General features: G+C 37.8%; 13 protein-coding genes. All 13 read left to right on the plus strand.

Annotation, left to right across the window (positions count from 1 at the left end; translation table 11 throughout):
* Window positions 1–6: 6 nt before the first annotated feature.
* A complete protein-coding gene (locus tag H6G32_RS16880) occupies window positions 7–3048 on the plus strand; it encodes a two-partner secretion domain-containing protein (RefSeq protein ID WP_190460333.1) in 3042 nt (1013 codons plus the stop codon).
* Between the two features lie 78 nt (window positions 3049–3126).
* Window positions 3127–5736 (plus strand): CHAT domain-containing protein, encoded by a 2610-nt coding sequence (locus H6G32_RS16885; RefSeq protein WP_242046624.1) that lies wholly within the window; start codon window positions 3127–3129, stop codon window positions 5734–5736.
* A gap of 319 nt (window positions 5737–6055) precedes the next feature.
* Entirely contained in the window at window positions 6056–6217 is a 162-nt protein-coding gene (locus H6G32_RS16890) for a hypothetical protein (protein ID WP_190460336.1), read from the plus strand.
* Window positions 6218–6586: 369 nt separating this feature from the next.
* On the plus strand, window positions 6587–8035 hold the full coding sequence (locus tag H6G32_RS16895; protein ID WP_190460339.1) for an MBL fold metallo-hydrolase: 1449 nt from the start codon (window positions 6587–6589) through the stop codon (window positions 8033–8035).
* A gap of 36 nt (window positions 8036–8071) precedes the next feature.
* Entirely contained in the window at window positions 8072–8725 is a 654-nt protein-coding gene (locus tag H6G32_RS16900; protein WP_190460341.1) for a 2OG-Fe(II) oxygenase, read from the plus strand.
* Window positions 8726–8790: 65 nt separating this feature from the next.
* Window positions 8791–9957: a hypothetical protein gene (locus H6G32_RS16905; RefSeq protein ID WP_190460342.1), complete on the plus strand. Its 1167-nt coding sequence runs from the start codon at window positions 8791–8793 to the stop codon at window positions 9955–9957.
* Window positions 9958–10055: 98 nt separating this feature from the next.
* Window positions 10056–11882: a hypothetical protein gene (locus tag H6G32_RS16910; RefSeq protein ID WP_190460345.1), complete on the plus strand. Its 1827-nt coding sequence runs from the start codon at window positions 10056–10058 to the stop codon at window positions 11880–11882.
* Window positions 11883–11950: 68 nt separating this feature from the next.
* Window positions 11951–17347 carry a trifunctional serine/threonine-protein kinase/ATP-binding protein/sensor histidine kinase gene (locus H6G32_RS16915; RefSeq protein ID WP_190460347.1) on the plus strand — a complete coding sequence of 1799 codons (5397 nt, stop codon included), beginning with the start codon at window positions 11951–11953 and terminating at the stop codon, window positions 17345–17347.
* A gap of 464 nt (window positions 17348–17811) precedes the next feature.
* Window positions 17812–18153, plus strand: coding sequence for a Nif11-like leader peptide family RiPP precursor (locus tag H6G32_RS16920; RefSeq protein ID WP_190460350.1), 342 nt, complete (start codon window positions 17812–17814; stop codon window positions 18151–18153).
* Window positions 18154–18851: 698 nt separating this feature from the next.
* Window positions 18852–19172 carry a Nif11-like leader peptide family natural product precursor gene (locus tag H6G32_RS16925; protein WP_190460352.1) on the plus strand — a complete coding sequence of 107 codons (321 nt, stop codon included), beginning with the start codon at window positions 18852–18854 and terminating at the stop codon, window positions 19170–19172.
* A gap of 232 nt (window positions 19173–19404) precedes the next feature.
* Window positions 19405–19713: a Nif11-like leader peptide family RiPP precursor gene (locus H6G32_RS16930; protein WP_190460354.1), complete on the plus strand. Its 309-nt coding sequence runs from the start codon at window positions 19405–19407 to the stop codon at window positions 19711–19713.
* Between the two features lie 17 nt (window positions 19714–19730).
* Window positions 19731–19964: a hypothetical protein gene (locus H6G32_RS16935; RefSeq protein ID WP_190460356.1), complete on the plus strand. Its 234-nt coding sequence runs from the start codon at window positions 19731–19733 to the stop codon at window positions 19962–19964.
* 252 nt (window positions 19965–20216) lie between these two features.
* On the plus strand, window positions 20217–20498 hold the full coding sequence (locus H6G32_RS16940) for a Nif11 family protein (RefSeq protein WP_190460358.1): 282 nt from the start codon (window positions 20217–20219) through the stop codon (window positions 20496–20498).
* Window positions 20499–20534 lie beyond the last annotated feature (36 nt).

The following is a 20534-nucleotide window of genomic DNA, read 5'->3' on the forward strand; positions in this document are numbered from 1 at the left end:
TTAAAAATGGTGATCGCTGCGTTCATAAGTGCGATAATTTGGGATCGAAACACTGCCATTGCTCAAATTAATCCAGATACCACTCTACGCCAGAACTCTACTGTCACGACCAACAGTAACATCATTAATATTCAAGGTGGTACTCAAGCAGGAAACAATTTATTCCACAGTTTTCAAGACTTTTCTATTTCCACAGGTAACACAGCATATTTTAATCATGCCCCGAATATTCAAAACATCATTAGTCGAGTTACAGGTCAATCCATATCGAATATTGATGGTTTAATCCGCGCTAATGGCGCAGCTAATCTGTTTTTGATCAATCCTAATGGCATTATATTTGGTGAAAATGCCCGTTTGGATGTTGGTGGTTCATTTATTGCTAGTACAGCCAGTAGCGTTAAATTTGCTGATAATGTGGAATTTAGTGCTAAGAATCCTCAATCTGCACCTTTGTTGAGTATCAATCTACCTATTGGCTTGCAATTTGAGAGAAACCCAGGTTCAATTCAACTCAAAGGTAATGGTGAAACCAGCAGCTTCACAATTGATACAGATAACGCTCTGCGGGTGCAAGATAATCAGACCTTAGCTTTAGTAGGTGGTGACTTGATCATAGAGGGAGCAGCCTTAAGGAATATTGGCGGACGGATAGAACTAGGTAGTGTTGCAGGTTCGGGTCTAGTCAGCATCACTCCCAACAATCCAGGTTTTGCCTTGGGTTATGATCTAGTTCAGAACTTCGGGAATATTGACATATCCCAACAGGCAGGAATTATTGTTAGTGGTACAGATATACAAGTGCAGGGTGAGCGAGTCACTCTGACTGATGATTCTAGGCTCGAAGCATATACTATCTCAGAAGATGCCGCAAGCATAACAATTAAAACCAATGACTTACTGATTCAAAATGGCGCACAAGTTGGTACCAGCACTTTGGGTGCAGGAAAGGGCGGGAATATAACTGTCACAGCTGATTCTGTAAATATCACTGGTACATCCACTTCTGATGTTCCGAGTGTATTGTTTACTTCATCGGTGGATAATGCCACAGGAGATGCGGGAGATTTGACTATTAACACCCGTGATTTATTAATTCAAAATGGTGCATTTGTTACTGTTGGTACGTCTAGTGCAGGAAACGGCGGGAATGTAACTGTCAATGCTGATTCTGTAAATATCACTGGTACATCTACTTCTAATGTTCCGAGTGCATTGCTTACTTCATCGGTGGGTAATGCCACAGGAGATGCGGGAGATTTGACTATTAACACCCGTAATTTATTAATTCAAAATGGTGCATTTATTACTGTTGGTACGTCTAGTGCAGGAAACGGCGGGAATGTAACTGTCAATGCTGATTCTGTAAATATCACTGGTACGTCTACTGATGGTTATGCCAGTTTATTGGTTGCGACATCGGAGCGTAATGCCACAGGAGATGCGGGAGATTTGACAATTAACACCCGTGATTTATTAATTCAAAATGGCGCACAAGTTGCAACTGGTACGTTTAGTGCGGGAAATGGAGGCAATTTAACCATCACGGCTGAGTCTGTAAATATCAGTGGTACATTCATTAATGGGTTTCCCACTGGATTGTTTACGTCATCGCAGCCTAGTGCCACAGGAGATGCGGGAGATTTGACAATTAACACCCGTGATTTATTAATTCAAAATGGTGCACAAGTTAGTGTTGGTACGTTTAGTGCAGGAAAAGGCGGCAATTTCACTGTCAATGCTGACTTGGTAAATATCACTGGTACATCTACTGATGGTTTTGCTAGTTTATTGTTTGCGATATCGGATACTAATGCCACAGGAGATGCCGGCAATTTGACGATTAACACCCGTGATTTATTAATTCAAAATGGCGCACAAGTTAGTGTTGGTACGTTTAGTGCGGGAAATGGAGGCAATTTAACCATCACGGCTGAGTCTGTAAATATCACTGGTGCATCCACTTCTAATTCTACCACTGGATTGTTTACGTCATCGGAGCGTAATGCCACAGGAAATGCGGGAGATTTGACAATTAACACCCGTGATTTATTAATTCAAAATGGTGCACAAGTTAATGTTGGTACGTCTGGTGCAGGAAAAGGCGGAAATTTAAGCGTCACAGCTGAGTCTGTTAATCTAACTGGTACATCTCAATTGTCTGCGACATCGGGGGCTGATGCCACAGGAGATGCTGGCAATTTAACGATTAATACCCGTGATTTGTTAATCACAGATCCAGGTGGAGTATTTGTGAGCAGTCTAGGCCGAGGCAATGCCGGAAACATAGACATTAACGCTAGTTTTATTAGTCTGAATAACCAGGGAAAAATCAACGCTGATACTAGTGGTGGTGGGGGCAATATCTTCTTAAGATCGCCTTTAGTTATATTACGTAATCAAAGTGCGATCACTACCAATGCCACTGGCGAAAACATTCCTGGAGGTAACATCACTATCGATGCTACAGATGGTTTCATTGTGGCTGTTCCCCAAGAAAACAGTGATATTAGTGCTAATTCGGCTGAATCTCGCGGTGGCCAAGTGATAATTAATGCTGAAAGTATCTTTGGCATCCAGCCCCGCAATACACCTACTGAACTAAGCGACATTACTGCTACAGGAGCAAGTCCAGACTTAAGTGGTAGCATCCAAATCATCATCCGGGATACTAACTCCAATCAAGGGTTGATTAACTTACCCAATCAACCAGTAGAGATAAAAATTGCTCAAGGTTGTCAAGTTAGTGCTAGTCAAAATCAAAGTAGTTTTGTAGTTACAGGCAGAGGTGGTTTACCACAAAATCCTCGAGAAGTTTTTCACAGCGATCAAGTTGAGCTAGATTGGGCAACTCTCAATCCAAAAGATAATAACCGCGATGCTCAAACTGTAACCATAAATTCTCATATTCCTCAACCAGTCAAGATTGTTGAAGCTACAGGTTGGAAGACTATTATTCAAGGCGAAATATTACTCATAGACAGTTCCACAAATTTGACGGCTCAAAATCAAGAGCAGCAACCAGCCACCTGTGCTGTATCGAAATAGGGCTAAAATGAATTTATATAAATTATGTTGTTTGAACTTAGTAAATTTTGGCGGAGATTCCCATCTAGAAGCAGACATTTGCCTAGAAAATGGCAACGCCATGTTAGCTTGAGCATCCTGGTAACATTATTTTTAGTAGGAATGATTTTGCCTAGTACAGCCCAGAGAGTTGGGGTAAAATCACAGACTTCAGATTTAAATAACACAGAAAATTTGGCACAACAGGGGAGAATCCTATATGAAACTGAAAAATTTGGTGATGCCGTCAAGATTTTAAAGCAAGCTGCCAGAAACTATGCTGCTGAGGGGGATAAACTGCGGCAAGCAATGGCTTTAAGGAATCTATCCTTAGCTGAACAAGAACTTGGCTTGTGGAAAGAATCACAAGCGGCGATCGCTCAAAGTCTCAGCTTATTAGAAAATTTAGAAAAATCACCAGAGCGATCGCTTCTTCAGGCTCAAACTCTCGATGTTCAAGGACGCTGGCAATTAAAACAAGGACAAACTGAAGCTGCAGTGCAAACTTGGCAACAAGCGGCTAATATCTATACAAAAATCGGCGAACCGACTCAATTTATCCGCAATCGCATTAACTCAGCCCAAGCTTTACAAATTTTAGGGCTTTTCCCTCAATCTGAGAAAATGCTGAGTGATATTCAGCAAAAACTGGCAACTCAAGCAGAATCACCTTTAAAAGCTACAGCACTGCGTAGTCTTGGTGATGTTCTGCAAGCAATTGGTGATTTAGATCAATCAAAACAGATATTACAGCAGAGTTTAAAAATAGCTTTATCTTTGCAGGCCAATCAACAAATCGCTGAGGCTCTCATCAGTCTGGCTCATACAACCCGCCTCCAAGGCGATACTCAAGCCACTTTCAGCTTTTATCAACAGGCTCTCAATATATCTGTTCCTACAAGTACCCGTGTTCAATTGCTATTGAATCAATTTAGCTTGCTTGTGGAAACAAAGCAATGGCACACTGCGGCGGAATTATCATCTCAAATTCAGTCAAAAATTAATCAGTTGCCTCCTAGTCGCATGACAGTTTATGCTCAAGTTAACTTTGCCCAGAATCTAGCCAGACTAAAACAGAACTCTACATTAGATAGTCCCTCATGGCTAGATATTGCCCAAATCTTGGTAAAAGCCATTGAGCAGGGGCAAAGCTTGGAAGACAAGCGAGCAGAATCTTATGCTATGGGTACTCTGGGCTGGTTATATGAACAAACAGAGCAATTAGCTAATGCGGAAGATTTCACACAGAAGGCTTTATTGATCGCCAATAATATTCAGGCATCGGATATGAGCTATCAGTGGCAATGGCAGTTAGGACGCTTACTAAAAAGCCAAGGTAATATTAAAGAAGCAATTACACTATACAATGCAGCATACAACACTTTACAATCTCTGCGTAGTGATTTAATGGCGGTTAACTCAGATGTGCAGTTTTCCTTCCGAGAAAAAGTCGAGCCAGTATATAGAGAGTTAGTGGATTTGCTGTTGCAAACAAATAAAGATAGTAGTGCTTCAATATCAGATGACTTGGACAGCAATCAAGATTATCTCCAGAAAGCTCGTTATGTAATTGAATCCTTGCAATTGGCAGAGCTAGATAACTTCTTTCGGTCAGCCTGTTTACAGCCTAAACAAACAATTGATTTAGTAATTGAAAAACAAGACCCACAAGCCACATTTATCTATCCGATTATTTTACCAGACCGTATAGAGGTGATACTGAAATTACCATCACAAGAAAAATTGCTGCATTATGAGACTATAGTAGCCAAAGCTCAACTTGAGGATACAGTAAAAGAACTGAGAAAATACTTGCTAGATGTAACTGCAACTATTAAAGTGCAGGAAAAATCTCAAAAAATATATGATTGGTTAATTAGACCAATTGAACCAGAGTTAACAAGCAGCGACATTAAGACTTTAGTTTTTGTACTTGATGGCGTATTAGGAAGTATACCGATGGCTGTTCTCTATGATCAGCAACAGCAGAAATATTTAGTAGAGAAATATGCGATCGCCTCCGCACCTGGTCTACAACTTATTAACCCCAAACCTCTGCAAAATATCAAATTAAGTGTTTTAACAGGTGGAATAGGAGAAAAACGCCAAATTGAAAACCGCGAGTTTCCCACGCTCCAAAATGTAGAGCGTGAATTGGCAGAAATTACGTCGGAAGTATCTCCCAGTCGACAACTATTCAATCAGGCATTTACTAAAACTAACCTACAGAAGCAGCTAAGGTCTAAATCCTTCTCTGTTGTTCACATAGCTACTCACGGTGAGTTTAGTTCTAATCCTGAAGAAACTTTTATTCTCATGTGGGATCAGTTACTCAAAGCCAAAGATTTTGATCAATTAGTTAAACTTAACGATCAGACTAGCCCTATCGAATTACTTGTACTCAGTGCTTGTCAAACCGCCAGAGGAGACAAAAGAGCAGCCTTGGGATTAGCTGGTATAGCTGTACGGGCGGGTGCGCGTAGCACTCTAGCGACCTTGTGGTCAGTAGATGATAAATCTGTCACTCAAGCCATGAGTCAGTTTTACCAACAACTGAAGACTGGGATGACTAAATCAGAAGCACTTCAGAGTGCGCAACTATTTCTCATTAAACAGGACAAACGCCCATACTTCTGGTCTCCTTATATTTTACTAGGAAATTGGCTTTAGGCTATTTACTTGTTCGTAGGTTATAAATGCTACCCTAGTCTAACCTACTTGTCCCACGCATCTGGGACTTTTGCAAGAGGTCTATATATTTTACTAGGAAATTGGCTTTAGGCTATTTACTTGTTCGTAGGTTATAAATGCTACCCTAGTCTAACCTACTTGTCCCACGCATCTGGGACTTTTGCAAGAGGTCTATTGTAATATCTCTTCCTAACAAGCAGTCTTACAAAAAATCAGTGATATTTAAATCAAAATAGTACATTGTTCTACAGTTTAAACCATGTTTCACTTAAAAGTATCACCAAAAGGAGTGTATTTTATGAAAGATAACAACAGCCAAAAACCAACTTCACACGCTCAACCTGGCGAACTAAGCCAACAACAACCTTTTAAAGAGTCTGTTGATGAGGATCATTTGTCCTTGGCAGTCTCTGACGAAAACCTGGAAAAAGTATCGGGGGTGGGGACTTTTACCCGTTAATTAACAATTAAGAGCTTTTTTGTATTTAATTGCGAATTGGGTTTATGCCGTCTTGGTTGATTTAATAGACGCGGTTACTAAAGAATTATCTCTGCAATTTGACCGCATTCCTCTAGACTCTTATCTTGGACCTCACTGTACAAACCCAAGCATCCTAAAAAGATGCGCAATAAGGCTACCTTATTTTTATTGGCTTCTCTCGCTAAATCAGAGGTTTGTAATTCCTACTGCGTGATTAAATCACATCAAATTTTATGGACGCAAGATGTGAATAGAGATGATTTTTCGTGGTTTGTATCATTTTATTGCCAGCCTGTTATTCTTTTCACCCTTCATAAATTTATTCTCTAAAAATTAAGGAAAACTGATATGAGTAAAGTAATCGCCTTCAAAAATGGATCTGAACTAAGCGCATTAAACAAAAATGATGATATTTCTTACAAAATTCAACCTTTTATTCAAGAAATATTGGATAATTTGGTAGTAGGAGATATTTTAGAAAAAGCTATAACCAAAGCAGCCAAAAAGCACCAGCAGTTAGCAGAGTCATATTTTGAATATGGAGCTAACAATATAGCTGAAAGCTTTTCTTTAAAAGATGAGTTTCTTTTTCTCAACCACAACCCAATCACAAGCTTTTCTTATCAAAATAAACAACGCTTGTTGTCTAAAGTAGGTCAAGAGATTATTGAAAATGAATCTATTTTGCCAGATATACATAACTTACTTTATCTTTGTGGTCAGTCTAATTTAACTTATAAGCAAATTTGTCAACAAATAAGTAGCTATGCAATTGATTTGTTAGATAAATTGATCAAATATAAAATTGTCGGAGAACAAGAACCTTCAAGGAAGAGTATTCCTCAAAAAAAACCAGGCATTTTTCGCTTACAACATGCAACTTTGCTTTATAGAACTAAAACTACAGGGATTTTAGTAGATCCACATCTTCATTCAAACTATGGCATCTCCAACATCAAAAATGATATTACTCGCGCTCAATTGGAGGGAAGTGTAGATGCGATTTTAATTTCCCATAGCCATTATGATCATTGGCATTATCCTACTTTGATGATGTTCTCTCCAGAAATCCCAATTTTTGTTCCTAAAGTTCCTAGAGGTTCAATTATTTGTGAGGACATGGAAGCAAGATTAAAAATCCTGGGATTTAAGAATGTTACTTGTGTAGATTGGAATGCAGATCCAATAATGGTTGGGGATATAGAAATCAATATCCTACCATTTTACGGAGAACAACCTTTAGTTCCAGAATATAATCAACCGAAGCACCCAAATTTAAGAAATTGGGGTAATACTTACTTACTGCGTACAGAATACTACACTTCTTGGTTCTTGATTGATGCTGGACAAGACCCTATGGGTTCAATGTTCGATGTTGCAGAATATGTCAAGCAAAAATTTGGCAAGGTTGATTATATCGTGAGTAACTTTCAACCTTTGTCGTACAATTCTATCGGTGCTAATTTATCTAGTTGGGGCATTGATATTCTTGGTAATTTGCTGAGTAATCCTCAAATTTTATCAGTTACTAATAAACCAGAAGGAGAACATCTTGCTACCCTTGGTCCAACAGGAGTGGCAGAAATTTGCAAGATTGTTGAGGCCAAATCTTGTCTTCCTTATGCAGATAGTTGGGCAGAAATAGGCCAGCCTGGAGTCAATGATGAGAAACTTATACCAGCAGTTGCAATAGAACTAAAAAATTTAGGATGCTTATCTCAGGTTGTCCCTTGGAAAATTGGCGATGGTTATGTAGTAAATGGCAAGGCTGAAATTTTAGCAGGCGCACTTGCTTAATCAAATACTTGTCGAAATAAGCAGCGAGTCAAATAGATGCAATCCCAAACCCGAAATATTACCAATCTGTTTAGGAATTACTGGCAGTATCATAGCGTTTTTAGCACAAAATATATAAAAGAATTACAGCATCAAGTTTTGTCTTCTCCATGTTTACATCATTTAAATTCATTTGGTGATGCTTTTGGAACAAATTATGGTTTTGCAGTCACATTTAAACGTTCGGGTATTAGTGAATTTAAACATAACTTTCCTTTTTTGGAGGATTATTCAAACTTGGTACTTAAAGAAGCTTGTAATGCTTTTTATTTCAATGTTCTGATAATCGAAGCAGGAAATAGTATTGCTCCTCATGTTGATATGAGCCTTTCTAAACATGGCAGAGAATTAACAATTCCAAATCTTGTTAGTGTTTTCTATATTCAAGTACCACCAGATATGGAAGGAGGAGAACTGATACTACAAGCGGGTAAATTTGAAGTAGGAAAAATTATACCCCAGGAAAATAGTCTTACTTACTTTAGAGGAAATCTCACACACTCAGTTAATCAGGTGAAAAAAGTTTCACAGCCGCGAATAAGTCTAGTTTGCGAACAGTATACTCTTCAGAGTAGTCGCCTTGAGAAAATTCCTAATTTTCAAGTTCTTTCAAAAGAAGATAAAGGCTATGAGTACAAGAATGAACAATAAAATCTGGTAATCAGAATTTTAGTTGAAATTTATTTCTATCTTAGCAACCAATCATTTTCATCATTATGACTCTTCTCAAAAACTCTCTTGGTAATTATTTGGCAACCCTTGCACCTTATATTCCTAGCCAACTAATTTCTAATGAAAACATCAATAATATTCAAAAAATTGCTCAGGTCATACCAAGTGCAATCACTACATTTTTTGGTTTTGAGTGTCAACTAGGTATTCAAAAAGCTCAAGCTGATTTTCTAATTTGTCTAGATGCTAGTGAAGCTGGACGTAAAATTTTAGGAGAAGATGATTATGTGGTTAAATTGCCAGATTTCTTGATGCAGCATCATATTTGGAATCGCATATATGAATTTGGGAAACATTGGAATAATGACACCTCTGCTTTATATGAAAAAGTGAATAATATGTGGCTAGAGTTTGATGTTGATGATAGCCATCCTGATATCCCAGTTCCTAGTTGCTTTTTTGGGCCACAACCAGTTTACGCACCTGCACATACCTACTCAGACACTCCAGCTTATTTATATCCTCATACATGGATATCTCAAATAGCCCTAAAGCTACTTTTAAAACAAGATTTATCCTCTGCTGTAGAACACCAACTTTTTCAGTGTTTTGATTTATTACCTAAAAATGCTTATGTTTTCCAGGTTGGAGTAATGTTGGCGAGAAAATCGGATGCTGTCAGGATTTGTATCCGCAATATTTCTCCAGAGGAAATATTAAATTATCTTGAGCAACTTAACTGGTCTGGTTCCATAGAGCAACTAAGCATAATTTTAAATGAATTATCTAGTTTAGTAACAAGAATTGACTTGGATTTAGATATAGGTGAAGTTATATCTCCTAAAATTGGTTTGGAATGTTATTTTGAAAAGCAACCAAAGCAAGAACCCAAATGGCAGTTATTTCTCGATTATTTGGTAGATGTAGGGCTATGTATCTCTGAAAAACGTGATGCCTTATTAGAATATCCTGGATATATCCGCGAAAACTCTAATCAAGATTTATTCCCAAGTAACCTATTGAAAATATCACGCATCATGGGACCACAGTATGAGTGGATATTTCTGAAGGGATTACATCATATAAAAGTTGTTTTTCAATCAAGTGAATCTTTACAAGCAAAGGCATACTTGTTTGCCAGTAATCATTTAGTTACTCGTTCTTACAAAAATTTGAGTGCTTTAAAACAAAACTTGATATCAAAAACTTGATATCAAAAATTTGATATCAAATTTTTAATAACATAATTCCTGGTTTCCCCATCAAGTAGAAAAATTATGACCAACCTATTTGAGAGAAGTAAAATAAAATGCTAGTTTCCCAAATCCTCAAAACCTTACCTGCGCCTCTAGAGTGGATGGTGTTGTTCAATTTGTCTGCTATACGTAAGTTAGCTAACGCAGCCATCACTAGAGCCATGTACCATCTACCCTCTGAACTGGATTTAGAACCCTACAGTCATGTGGTTCTCTGTAGTCAAGGTAGGTTTTTGGCATTTTCTGATGAACCCAAGCTAATTGAGCCGATTTCAGGCAAAACATGGACTTCTGAGCAGATAAAAACTTCTCTACATGACCGATTTTTAGGTCACTTAGCTTTATTTCCAGTAGACGCAGCAGATTGTCTTGGACTTGGAGAAATGTCTCCTTTTTCTCCCGTTTTATTACATATCAAAATTGAAGCTGGCTATGGCAAAGCCCAGGCAATTTTTAATCAACAACCTTCTCAAAAAGATTATGAACTACTCAAAGCTGTAGGAGTTAAGTTTGTGGGAGGTGAAACTAAAGATTCTTACTACTTAGCTCACTTTCAAAACCGTCTACCAACTCATATTCATGCAGGGATTTTATCTCACTTTAGTCGGACAGCAAATTGTAATGTGTTTTTTCTGCGTCATGGAGATATTGATGAACATTTAAAAGATGGCTTGCTAAAAGCAGCTACTAGCAGAGTTATTTGGGGACGAAACAAGAGTTTCCAAACTCTAGCACAACTAGCGCAAGTTGCTTGCCAGCAATCTATGGCGATGACTTGTCAACCAGCACCACCAGCTAAGTCATTTTCCTATGGAGACTTAGTACCCTTAGGCTTTGTTTTAAAAGCTTTGAATCAAGCAAAAATGATTTTGACGAACAGCATTGAAGACCCTGGCTTAGTTATGCTGAGGAAATCGGTTGTCAATGCTTGTGAGGAATTGAGGCAATTTTTACTGAGTAAGCGTCAAAATAAACTCTGGGCATTTCACACCGACCGATTAATTACTGCAACTGATTCAGCCTTGATACTACAGGGATTTTATGACTCAGAGTCGGTAGAAGCTTTAGAAATTTTTGCCGATGGGCTGGGGGGTTACTATCCTCAACTTTGGTCTGAGGACAAACAAGCAGAAAAAATGGTGGTTGATAAAAGCTGTATTCATTGGTGTCAATCAGATTATGCGACTACCTGTTTGGTAAAGGCTTTACGGCAAAAATTAGGTTTAGAGACTAAAACCTCAACAGAATACATCGCTGCTGGGATGGCAAACCGCAGTGGTTTATATTTTGCTAATCCCTATCTTGTAGATTGGGTTGTAGCTTGCGCTGTTAGTAAAGATGAATCAGCAGCATTGCTACGGAAGCAACTTTTGGCTGATATCCTTGCCAGTATGAATGATGATTATTCTTTTGGGATTTATGATGTAGCATTTTCCACTGCTTTAGCAATCCTCTGTATGGCTGAATTAGGGTTTAGAGGGAGAACTCTGCAATTGTCACAATTACGATTGTTAGATTTTATGGATGCTCAGGGTTCATGGCCTGCCGCAATACCTTTTTACTCTAGTTTACGTATTGACGAGCAGCAAATTCCTGTCAATGCTTTATTAGGGCTGCTAATGAGCCAGCAATCAACAGGTACAAAACAAAAACAAATCAGAAAGGTGCAAGAGAAATATTATGAAATTTCTCTATATTTTGATACCCATAGTATAATTACCACTTCTATAGCTGCTTTAGCTCTCTCTGAAGAATGTTCAGTAACTAACTCAGATTGGGAGTTGAATACTAGTCAGCAGAGTGTTCATCCTCGCTATCAATGTTGTAACCATTCTGAATATATTACTAAATTTGTGCTGACTTCTTATATTCACAAATAAGTATTTACATCTAAGATTCCTGGTTGTATCTAGGATAATAAGTTCAGTACTCTCGCGGTTTTAGCAGCATGGTTAGCACACAAGTGAACATTCCCGGCTATCAAGTCAATGAAGAGCTGTATAACGGTTCTAGAACCATAGTGTATCGAGGATATCGAAAGATTGACTCCGTACCTGTAATCATGAAGCTGCTAAAAAAAACCTATCCCATATTCTCAGAACTAGTACAGTTTCGCAATCAATACACCATCGCCAAAAATCTGAATATACCCGGAATCATTCAAACCTACAGCCTGGAAAGGTACGAAAATGGTTATGTATTAGTAATGGAAGACTTTGGGGGAATATCCCTCAACAACTTTACCAAGGTAGAGACATGGGATAAAACATCTCTAAAGGAATTTTTACAGATGGCGATATCTTTGTGTAACACCTTAGATATTCTCTATCATCATCGAGTAATTCACAAAGATATAAAACCTGCCAATATATTAATTAATCCCCAAACCAAACAAATTAAATTAATTGACTTTAGTACTTCATCCCTACTACCAAAAGAAACACAAACTTTAATCAGTCCCAACTTACTAGAAGGAACTCTCGCTTATATTTCCCCAGAACAAACAGGGAGAATGAATAGAGGGATTGACTACCGCACAGATTTTTATTCTTTAGGAGTAACATTTTACCAATTACTAACAGGAGAATTACCTTATCAGTCAGAAGATGCAATGGAGTTGGTGCATTGTCATATTGCTCAAGCACCGCCATTAGTACATAATATCAACCCTCAAATTCCTGATGTCCTCTCAGACATTGTCAATAAATTGATGGTGAAAAATGCCGAAGGCCGCTATCAAAGTGCATTGGGACTCAAACATGATTTAGAAAAATGTTTAACTCAAATCGAAGAAACAGGAACAATTCAAAACTTCCCAATTGCACAAAGGGATGTCTCCGATAAATTCATCATCTCCGACAAACTTTATGGACGAGAAAATGAAGTAAAAACCCTACTACAAGCATTTGAAAGAGTTAGCCAAGGTGTAACAGAAATGATGCTAGTGGTAGGGTTTTCTGGGATTGGAAAAACAGTGGTTGTTAACGAAGTCCATAAACCCATTGTTAGACAACGAGGTTATTTCATCAAAGGCAAATACGATCAATTTAACCGTAATATTCCCTTTAGTGCCTTTGTACAAGCCTTCCGAGATTTAATGGGGCAATTATTAACAGAAAGCCATACTCAAATCCAGCAATGGAAAAGCAAGATATTAGCGGTTGTCGGCGAGAATGGACAGGTAATTATTGACGTAATTCCCGAATTAGAAAGTATTATTGGTCAACAATCAACAGCGATAGAACTATCAGGAAATGATGCTCAAAATCGCTTTGATTTATTATTCCATAATTTTGTGCAGGTCTTCACCACTAAAGAACATCCATTAGTGATGTTTTTAGACGACTTACAGTGGGCAGATTCCGCCTCTTTAAACTTGATGCAGTTGTTGATGAGTGAATCAGCTAGAGGATATTTATTATTAATTGGTGCTTATAGAGATAATGAAGTCTCAGCCGCCCATCCTTTGGTTTTAAGTTTAGAAGAAATTAAGAAATCCTCAGCAACAGTTAATGCTATTACTCTCGAACCTCTAAGTAATTTCAGCTTAAATCAATTGGTAGCGGACACCCTGAGTTGTTCATCAGAAGTTGCCCAACCATTAACGCAATTGGTATACCAAAAGACCAAGGGCAATCCATTTTTTAGCACTCAGTTTCTCAAGGCACTCTATGCAGATGGACTGATTAGATTTGACTGGAATGGGGGAAATTGGCAATGTGATATTACCGAAGTTAAGGCGTTAGCACTAACTGATAATGTGGTGGATTTTATGGCGTTGCAATTACAAAAACTACCACTAAAAACTCAGTCAGTTTTCAAGTTAGCAGCTTGTATTGGAAATCAGTTTGATTTGGCAACTTTGGCGATTGTTTCACAACAATCACAGATAGAAACGGCAGCTTGTTTGTGGAAAGGATTACAAGAAGAGTTGATTTTACCTACTAATGAAATTTATAAGTTTTTTCTAGGGCGAGAAACCCAAGATACCGCCACAGATTCCCAGATTGTCAATTATAAATTTTTACATGATAGAGTGCAACAAGCTGCTTACTCACTCATTCCTGAAGAACAGCGAGCGACTACTCATTATCAGATCGGACAACTACTCTTAGAGCAGATTTCCCCATCATCTAGAGAAGACCGCATTTTTGAACTGGTCAATCAATTAAATTATGGAAAGGCTTTAATTGCTCAACAAGCTGAACGAGATCAATTAGCACAATTGAACTTAACCGCCTGTCGCAAAGCTAGAGGTGCAACAGCCTATCAAGCGGCGCGAGAATATGCCACTGTGGGATTATCACTGTTAGCAGAAAATGCTTGGCAACAGCAGTATGAAATGAGTCTCGCCTTGCATGAATTAGCGACGGAAGTAGCTTCCCTGTGCGGTGAGTTTGAGGCGATGGAACAGTTGATTGAGATTGTCACTACACAAGCACATTCATTACCAGAAAAGGTGAATGTTTACCGAGTGAAAATTCAAGCTGACATTTCTGGGCAAAAATTTGCTCAAGCCATTGCGATCGCCCAACATTTTGTGGAACAATTGGGTGTAACTTTTCCGCAAGCACCTACACCAAGCGATTATCAACAGGCAATTCAAGAGATTAATGACATCATTGGCGACAGAAATATTGAAGATTTTGCACTTCTCCCGGTGATGACCGATGCTGAAAAAATCGCCATTGTTCAGGTTGCTAATAGCGTCATACCAGCAGCTTACGCCGGTGTCTCTCCCTTGTTTCAATTACTCATTTGCTTGTCAGTCAAGCTATCCCTTCTCTACGGCAACATAGCTGTTTCCAGCTCTGCCTATGCTTGGTATGGCATCATTCTGTGTAGCTTTTTACAAGATATAAATACAGCGACAAAGTTTAGCCGATTGGCACTTCAGACTCTTTCAAAATTCGATGCCAAGACTACTAAACCTAACGTATTAGCATTATTGGGAACGTTTCTTGTTCACCGCAAATCTCATATCAAAGAAACATTACCACTTGTACAAGAAGGTTACACCACTGCCTTAGAAGTTGGAAACTTAGAATTTGTAGGGCATAACGTTAGCATAATTTGTTACAACTCTTTTTGGTGTGGTCAGCCCTTGCCTGCTCTAGCAGAAAATACGCGCATTTACCATAATGAATTGGTGCAATTGAAGCAATTGAACACAGCTAATTACTGCCATGTAGATTGGCAATGTTTATTAAATTTGCTTGGTTATGTCGAAAATCGCACCATTTTGTCTGGAGAAGTCCTCGAAGAGAAGGAATTTCTATCCCTGCTACTGAGTGCTAATGACATCCTTGGGTTATATCACTTTTATTTATCTAAGCTGCTCCTTTGCTTCTTGTTTGAGGAAATTGAACAAGCTAATAATTTTGCAGGTAAGGTTAGATGCTATTTAATGGGTGGTGCAGGATCAGTTGGTGAACCTGGGTTTTATTTCTATGATTCTCTAATTGCTCTGGCACAGTTGAGTCAACACTCAGATGAGCAATCAGAAGTATTAGAGCGTGTGGCACAAAATCAAATCCAGTTACAGCAACACTGGGCAAACCATGCACCCATGAATCACCAACATAAGGTTGATTTGGTAGAAGCAGAAAAATACCGGGTGTTAGGGAAGAAATATGAAGCAGGAGATTGGTACGATCGCGCCATTGCTCTTGCTAAAGAAAATGAATACATCCAAGAAGAAGCCCTAGCTAACGAACTGGCTGCTAAATTCTATCTTGACTGGGGCAGGGAAAAAATTGCCACCGACTATATGCAAGAGGCATACTATTGTTATGCTCGCTGGGGTGCTAAAGCCAAAACCGATCACCTAGAACAACGCTATCCCCAATTTCTCCAACCCATCCTGCAACAGCGACAACTCAATCTCAACCCTCTAGAAACGATTGGCTACGCTGTTACTCATTCACCTACCCACACTTCTAGCTCTAGCAGCAATATTTCTGATGTTCTAGACTTCACCTCTTTGCTGAAAGCGGCTCAAGCTATCTCCAGTTCTCTGGAATTAAATGAACTGATTGCCAATCTCACCCGTATTATCTTAGAAAACTCTGGGGCAAAAAAATGTGCCCTCATTCTTCCTCAAGAAGATACTTGGCAAGTTAAAGTAATTACCTTGATGGATATCCAGACAATTACTACCCCACAATTATTAGATAATTGCCCAGATATTCCCGTTCATCTGATCCATTACGTCAAAAATACCCAGAAAACAGTTGTCATAGATAATTGTAAAACAGATATTCCTGGTGTGATTAGGGAATATATGCTTCAATATCAACCCCAGAGTGTATTATGTACACCGATGATTAATCAAGGTAATTTAGTAGGGATTCTCTATCTAGAAAATCAACTGACAAGTGGAGTATTTCCCAGGGAATGTCTGCAAGTTATCAATCTACTTTCCTCTCAAGCTGCAATCTCTCTAGAAAATGCCCGACTTTATCAACAAGCCCAACGAGCACTACAAGATTTACAACAGGCCCAATTAAAAATCGTCCAAAGTGAAAAAATGTCTGCATTGGGTAATTTAGTCGCTGGGGTAGCCCATGAAATGAATAATCCTTTGGGCTTTATTACTGCTACTCTCGAACAAGCTAAACCCAACGTAGCTGATATTTTAGAACATTTAAAACTCTATCAAGCAATTCTGCCTAATCCGAGTGAAGAAATTCTCGACCATGCCGAAGAAATGGACTTGGATTATACTTCAGAAGATTTGCCCAAGATGATTGACTCAATGGCGATCGCCTGCGACAGATTAAAAAATATCAGCACTAGTTTAAGGACTTTCTCCCGCGCTGATCAAGATTACAAAGTACCTTTTAATATTCATCATGGCATTGATAGTACAATTTTAATTCTCAAACATCGCTTGAAATCTAACGACAAACGCCCAGCTATTGAAGTGATGAATACCTATGGTAATTTACATCCAGTTGAGTGTTTCCCTGGGCAATTAAATCAGGTATTTATGAATATTCTGGCAAATGCCATTGATGCTTTAGATGAATCAAGTGCTGGGCGGAGTTTTTCAGAAATTAAGAATAATCCCAACCAGATTATAATTACAACTTCTATGGTAGATAACAACGTAGTAAAAATATCAATTGCTGATAATGGTAAGGGGATGAGTGAAGCGGTAAAACAGAAGATTTTTGACCATTTATTTACTACCAAAACTGTAGGTAAAGGAACTGGTTTGGGACTGGCGATCGCCCGTCAGATTGTTGTAGAAAAACATCGAGGAATAATTGAGGTAAACTCAAGGCTAGGAGAAGGAACAGAATTTATAATTTCTCTTCCTATCTGTGCTGTTAGCAACTAAAGAGACCAAGTGGTAATTACGACTCTTTTGAGTATGTGATTACTTTTTAAATAAAAATACTTCAATCAAATCAATACTGGATGATGAAAAACATTAACTTTAAAAGAGTCATTGATATTAATGACTTTTTTTTTGAATTCAAAATGCAAAATTAAAAATGAAGAATAAAAACAATTTTGAATTAATTAATTCCGAGTACAGGCTCCGACTGATTCTAAGAATCAGCGGTCTACAATCAGTGGTAGCTCTGAACCCACCACTGATTGTCCTTAATTTTTAATTTTTAATTTTTCATTCCCCGAAGGGGTTGGCTCTTTTACCCATGAATTGTATTAGTCCTGAGCAAAATACCTGAGTTACAAAATAAATGTGAGTTAAAAGTATAAATTCTGTAGTGTTAATAACTGTTATTAATTATAAGATAAAAGCATCGAGTAAAACAAGATTTTCGGGAGTAAAATACTATGTCTACCAACGATAAACTTCATCAGTTTTTGCAAGCAGTTGGTCAAAATCAACAACTGCAACAAGAGTTACTCGCAGTTTTAGAAGCAGCAGAAGATGATCGCCAAGCTACTGCTGAACTAGCTCAAAAATATGGCTATGAACTCTCTGCTGAAGAAATTGGAGATGGAATTGAAAGAATTCAATCTGAGTTTCTGACTGTAAATCACATCTTAAGTGATGCAGAATTGGAAGCTGTATCAGGTGGTACTACTGGTGTCTGTGTAGCTAGTGTAGCAGCCACAGCAGCAGCAGCCACCTTGGCAGGTGGTTGGAAAGCTAGAGAAACGATTAAGTGGTAATTACGACTCTTTTGAGTATGCGATTACTCTTTCAACAAAAATAATCGCCTCCAATCAATACTTGATGAAGCTGCATCTTGCAGCAGGTTCAAAAACCGGGTTTATTGATAATATTAAAAGCTGAAACTATTAATCATTGATAACCCCAGTTTTTAGGACTTACGCATTGACAGGAAACACCAAATATGGAGCATTGCTTAAGTCTGTTGTAGGGTGCGTCAGACCCAATAATTTGGCAATAATGAACAGATTTTGGACATCTGACGCACCCTACAAAGCCATGTTCAAAAGCCGAAAATGACCAACTATCGTTGCTCCATATCGTGTTCAATTTGTATAGTGCGTAAGTTCTAGTTTTGTTGAGAATGCTACAAGATATGAGTTAAGTAAAACTGCTAGAATAATTTACGCTATATTATTGCGAATAGAACGAAATGGAATGAAGAAATCGCAAGAATTATATCGATTCTACATTTTGTTACATAGCTAGGTTTATTTTCGCTAACTTACTTAACTTAAAAAGAGTCATTAATATTGATGACTCTTTTTTCCATAAATTGTCTTCTTCATAAGAAAAATACCCCAATTATTAGAAAATAAATATGAGTTGAAACTATAAATTATGGAGTGTAAATAATTGGCATTAGACAATAAGATAAAAGTGTCGATTTCAACAAGATTTTCAGGAGTAAAATACTATGTCTACCAACGATAAACTTCATCAGTTTTTGCAAGCAGTTAGTGAAAACTTACAACTACAACAAGAGTTACTCGCAGTTTTAGAAGCAGCAGAAGATGATCGCCAAGCTACTGCTGAACTAGCTCAAAAATATGGCTATGAACTCTCTGCTGAAGAAATTGGAGATGGAATTGAAAGAATTCAATCTGAGTTTCTGACTGTAAATCAGGTCTTAAGTGATGCAGAATTGGAAACTGTATCAGGTGGTGGTAATGTTTCTGCTGACATGGTAATTGCTCCTCTTATTAAGCCACTAGGAGTACCAAAACCTAAGTGGTAAGCTGTTAAGTATACAACTTGCACTGTTACATAGCTAGGTTTATTTTCACCAATTTACTTAACTTAAAAATAGTCATTAATAATATCGATGACTATTTTTCCAAAAAAGTACCAAAATATCTAAATTGAAAAATAAATATGAGTTAAAAGTATAAATTATACAGTGTAAATAATTGACATTAAACATAAGATAAAAGTATCGAGTAAAACAAGACTTTCGGGAGTAAAATACTATGTCTACCAACGATAAACTTCATCAGTTTTTGCAAGCAGTTAGTCAAAATCAACAACTGCAACAAGAGTTACTCGCAGTTTTAGAAGCAGCAGAAGATGACCGCCAAGCTGCGGCTGAACTAGCTAAGAAGTATGGCTATGAACTCTCTGCTCAAGATATTGGGGATGGAATTGAAAGGATTCAATCTGAATTTCTGACTGCAAATCAGGCTTTAAGTGACGCAGAATTAGAAACTGTATCAGGTGGCAAGGTAGTCATTACTCTTTATGAACCAAATGCTACTAGACCAACAAATACTAAGTGGTAAGTTGGGAGCATCCAACTTTGGCAAATATATCTTTTCTGTCTAACCGTGGAATTAAACTAGCTAAGAAGTATGGCTATGATCTCTCTGCTGAACAAATTGGAGATGGAATTGAAAGAATTCAATCTGAGTTTCTGACTGTAAATCAGGTCTTAAGTGATGCAGAATTGGAAACTGTATCAGGTGGTAGTAATGTTTCTGCTGACATTGTAATTACTCTTTATAAGCCAAAAGGACTACCAAAAGCTAAGTGATAAGCTGTTAAGTATACAACTTGCACTGTTACATAGCTAGGTTTATTTTCACCAACTTACTTAACTTAAAAAAAGTCATCAATATTATTGATGACTCTTTTTCCATAAATTGTATTGGTCATGAAAAAATACCAAAATGCCTAAATTGAAAAATAAATATGAGTTAAAACTATAAATTATACAGTGTAAATAATTGACATTAAACATAAGATAAAAGTATCGAGTAAAACAAGACTTTCGGAGTAAAATACTATGTCTACCAACGATAAACTTCATCAGTTTTTGCAAGCAGTTAGTCAAAATCAACAACTGCAACAAGAGTTACTCGCAGTTTTAGAAGCAGCAGAAGATGATCGCCAAGCTACTGCTGAACTAGCTAAGAAGTATGGCTATGATCTCTCTGCTCAAGAGATTAGAGATGGAATTGAAAGGATTCAATCTGGTTCAGAAATTCTGTCCGATCAAGAATTGATAACTATGTCAGGTGGTAGTTTTAGTATTAAAACAGGGTCCTCAATACAAGTTAAGTGGTAATCATGGCTCTTTTGAGTATGTGATTACGGGACTTTT

It is taken from the genome of Cylindrospermum sp. FACHB-282 (assembly GCF_014697195.1).
Taxonomy (GTDB): domain Bacteria; phylum Cyanobacteriota; class Cyanobacteriia; order Cyanobacteriales; family Nostocaceae; genus Cylindrospermum.

Coding starts and splice junctions, on each gene's coding strand:
- H6G32_RS16905 (WP_190460342.1), top strand. CDS start 8,791: ATGACTCTTCTCAAAAACTCTCTTGGTAATTATTTGGCAACCCTTGCA.
- H6G32_RS16880 (WP_190460333.1), top strand. CDS start 7: ATGGTGATCGCTGCGTTCATAAGTGCGATAATTTGGGATCGAAACACT.
- H6G32_RS16920 (WP_190460350.1), top strand. CDS start 17,812: ATGTCTACCAACGATAAACTTCATCAGTTTTTGCAAGCAGTTGGTCAA.
- H6G32_RS16900 (WP_190460341.1), top strand. CDS start 8,072: ATGCAATCCCAAACCCGAAATATTACCAATCTGTTTAGGAATTACTGG.
- H6G32_RS16925 (WP_190460352.1), top strand. CDS start 18,852: ATGTCTACCAACGATAAACTTCATCAGTTTTTGCAAGCAGTTAGTGAA.
- H6G32_RS16890 (WP_190460336.1), top strand. CDS start 6,056: ATGAAAGATAACAACAGCCAAAAACCAACTTCACACGCTCAACCTGGC.
- H6G32_RS16940 (WP_190460358.1), top strand. CDS start 20,217: ATGTCTACCAACGATAAACTTCATCAGTTTTTGCAAGCAGTTAGTCAA.
- H6G32_RS16915 (WP_190460347.1), top strand. CDS start 11,951: ATGGTTAGCACACAAGTGAACATTCCCGGCTATCAAGTCAATGAAGAG.
- H6G32_RS16895 (WP_190460339.1), top strand. CDS start 6,587: ATGAGTAAAGTAATCGCCTTCAAAAATGGATCTGAACTAAGCGCATTA.
- H6G32_RS16930 (WP_190460354.1), top strand. CDS start 19,405: ATGTCTACCAACGATAAACTTCATCAGTTTTTGCAAGCAGTTAGTCAA.
- H6G32_RS16910 (WP_190460345.1), top strand. CDS start 10,056: ATGCTAGTTTCCCAAATCCTCAAAACCTTACCTGCGCCTCTAGAGTGG.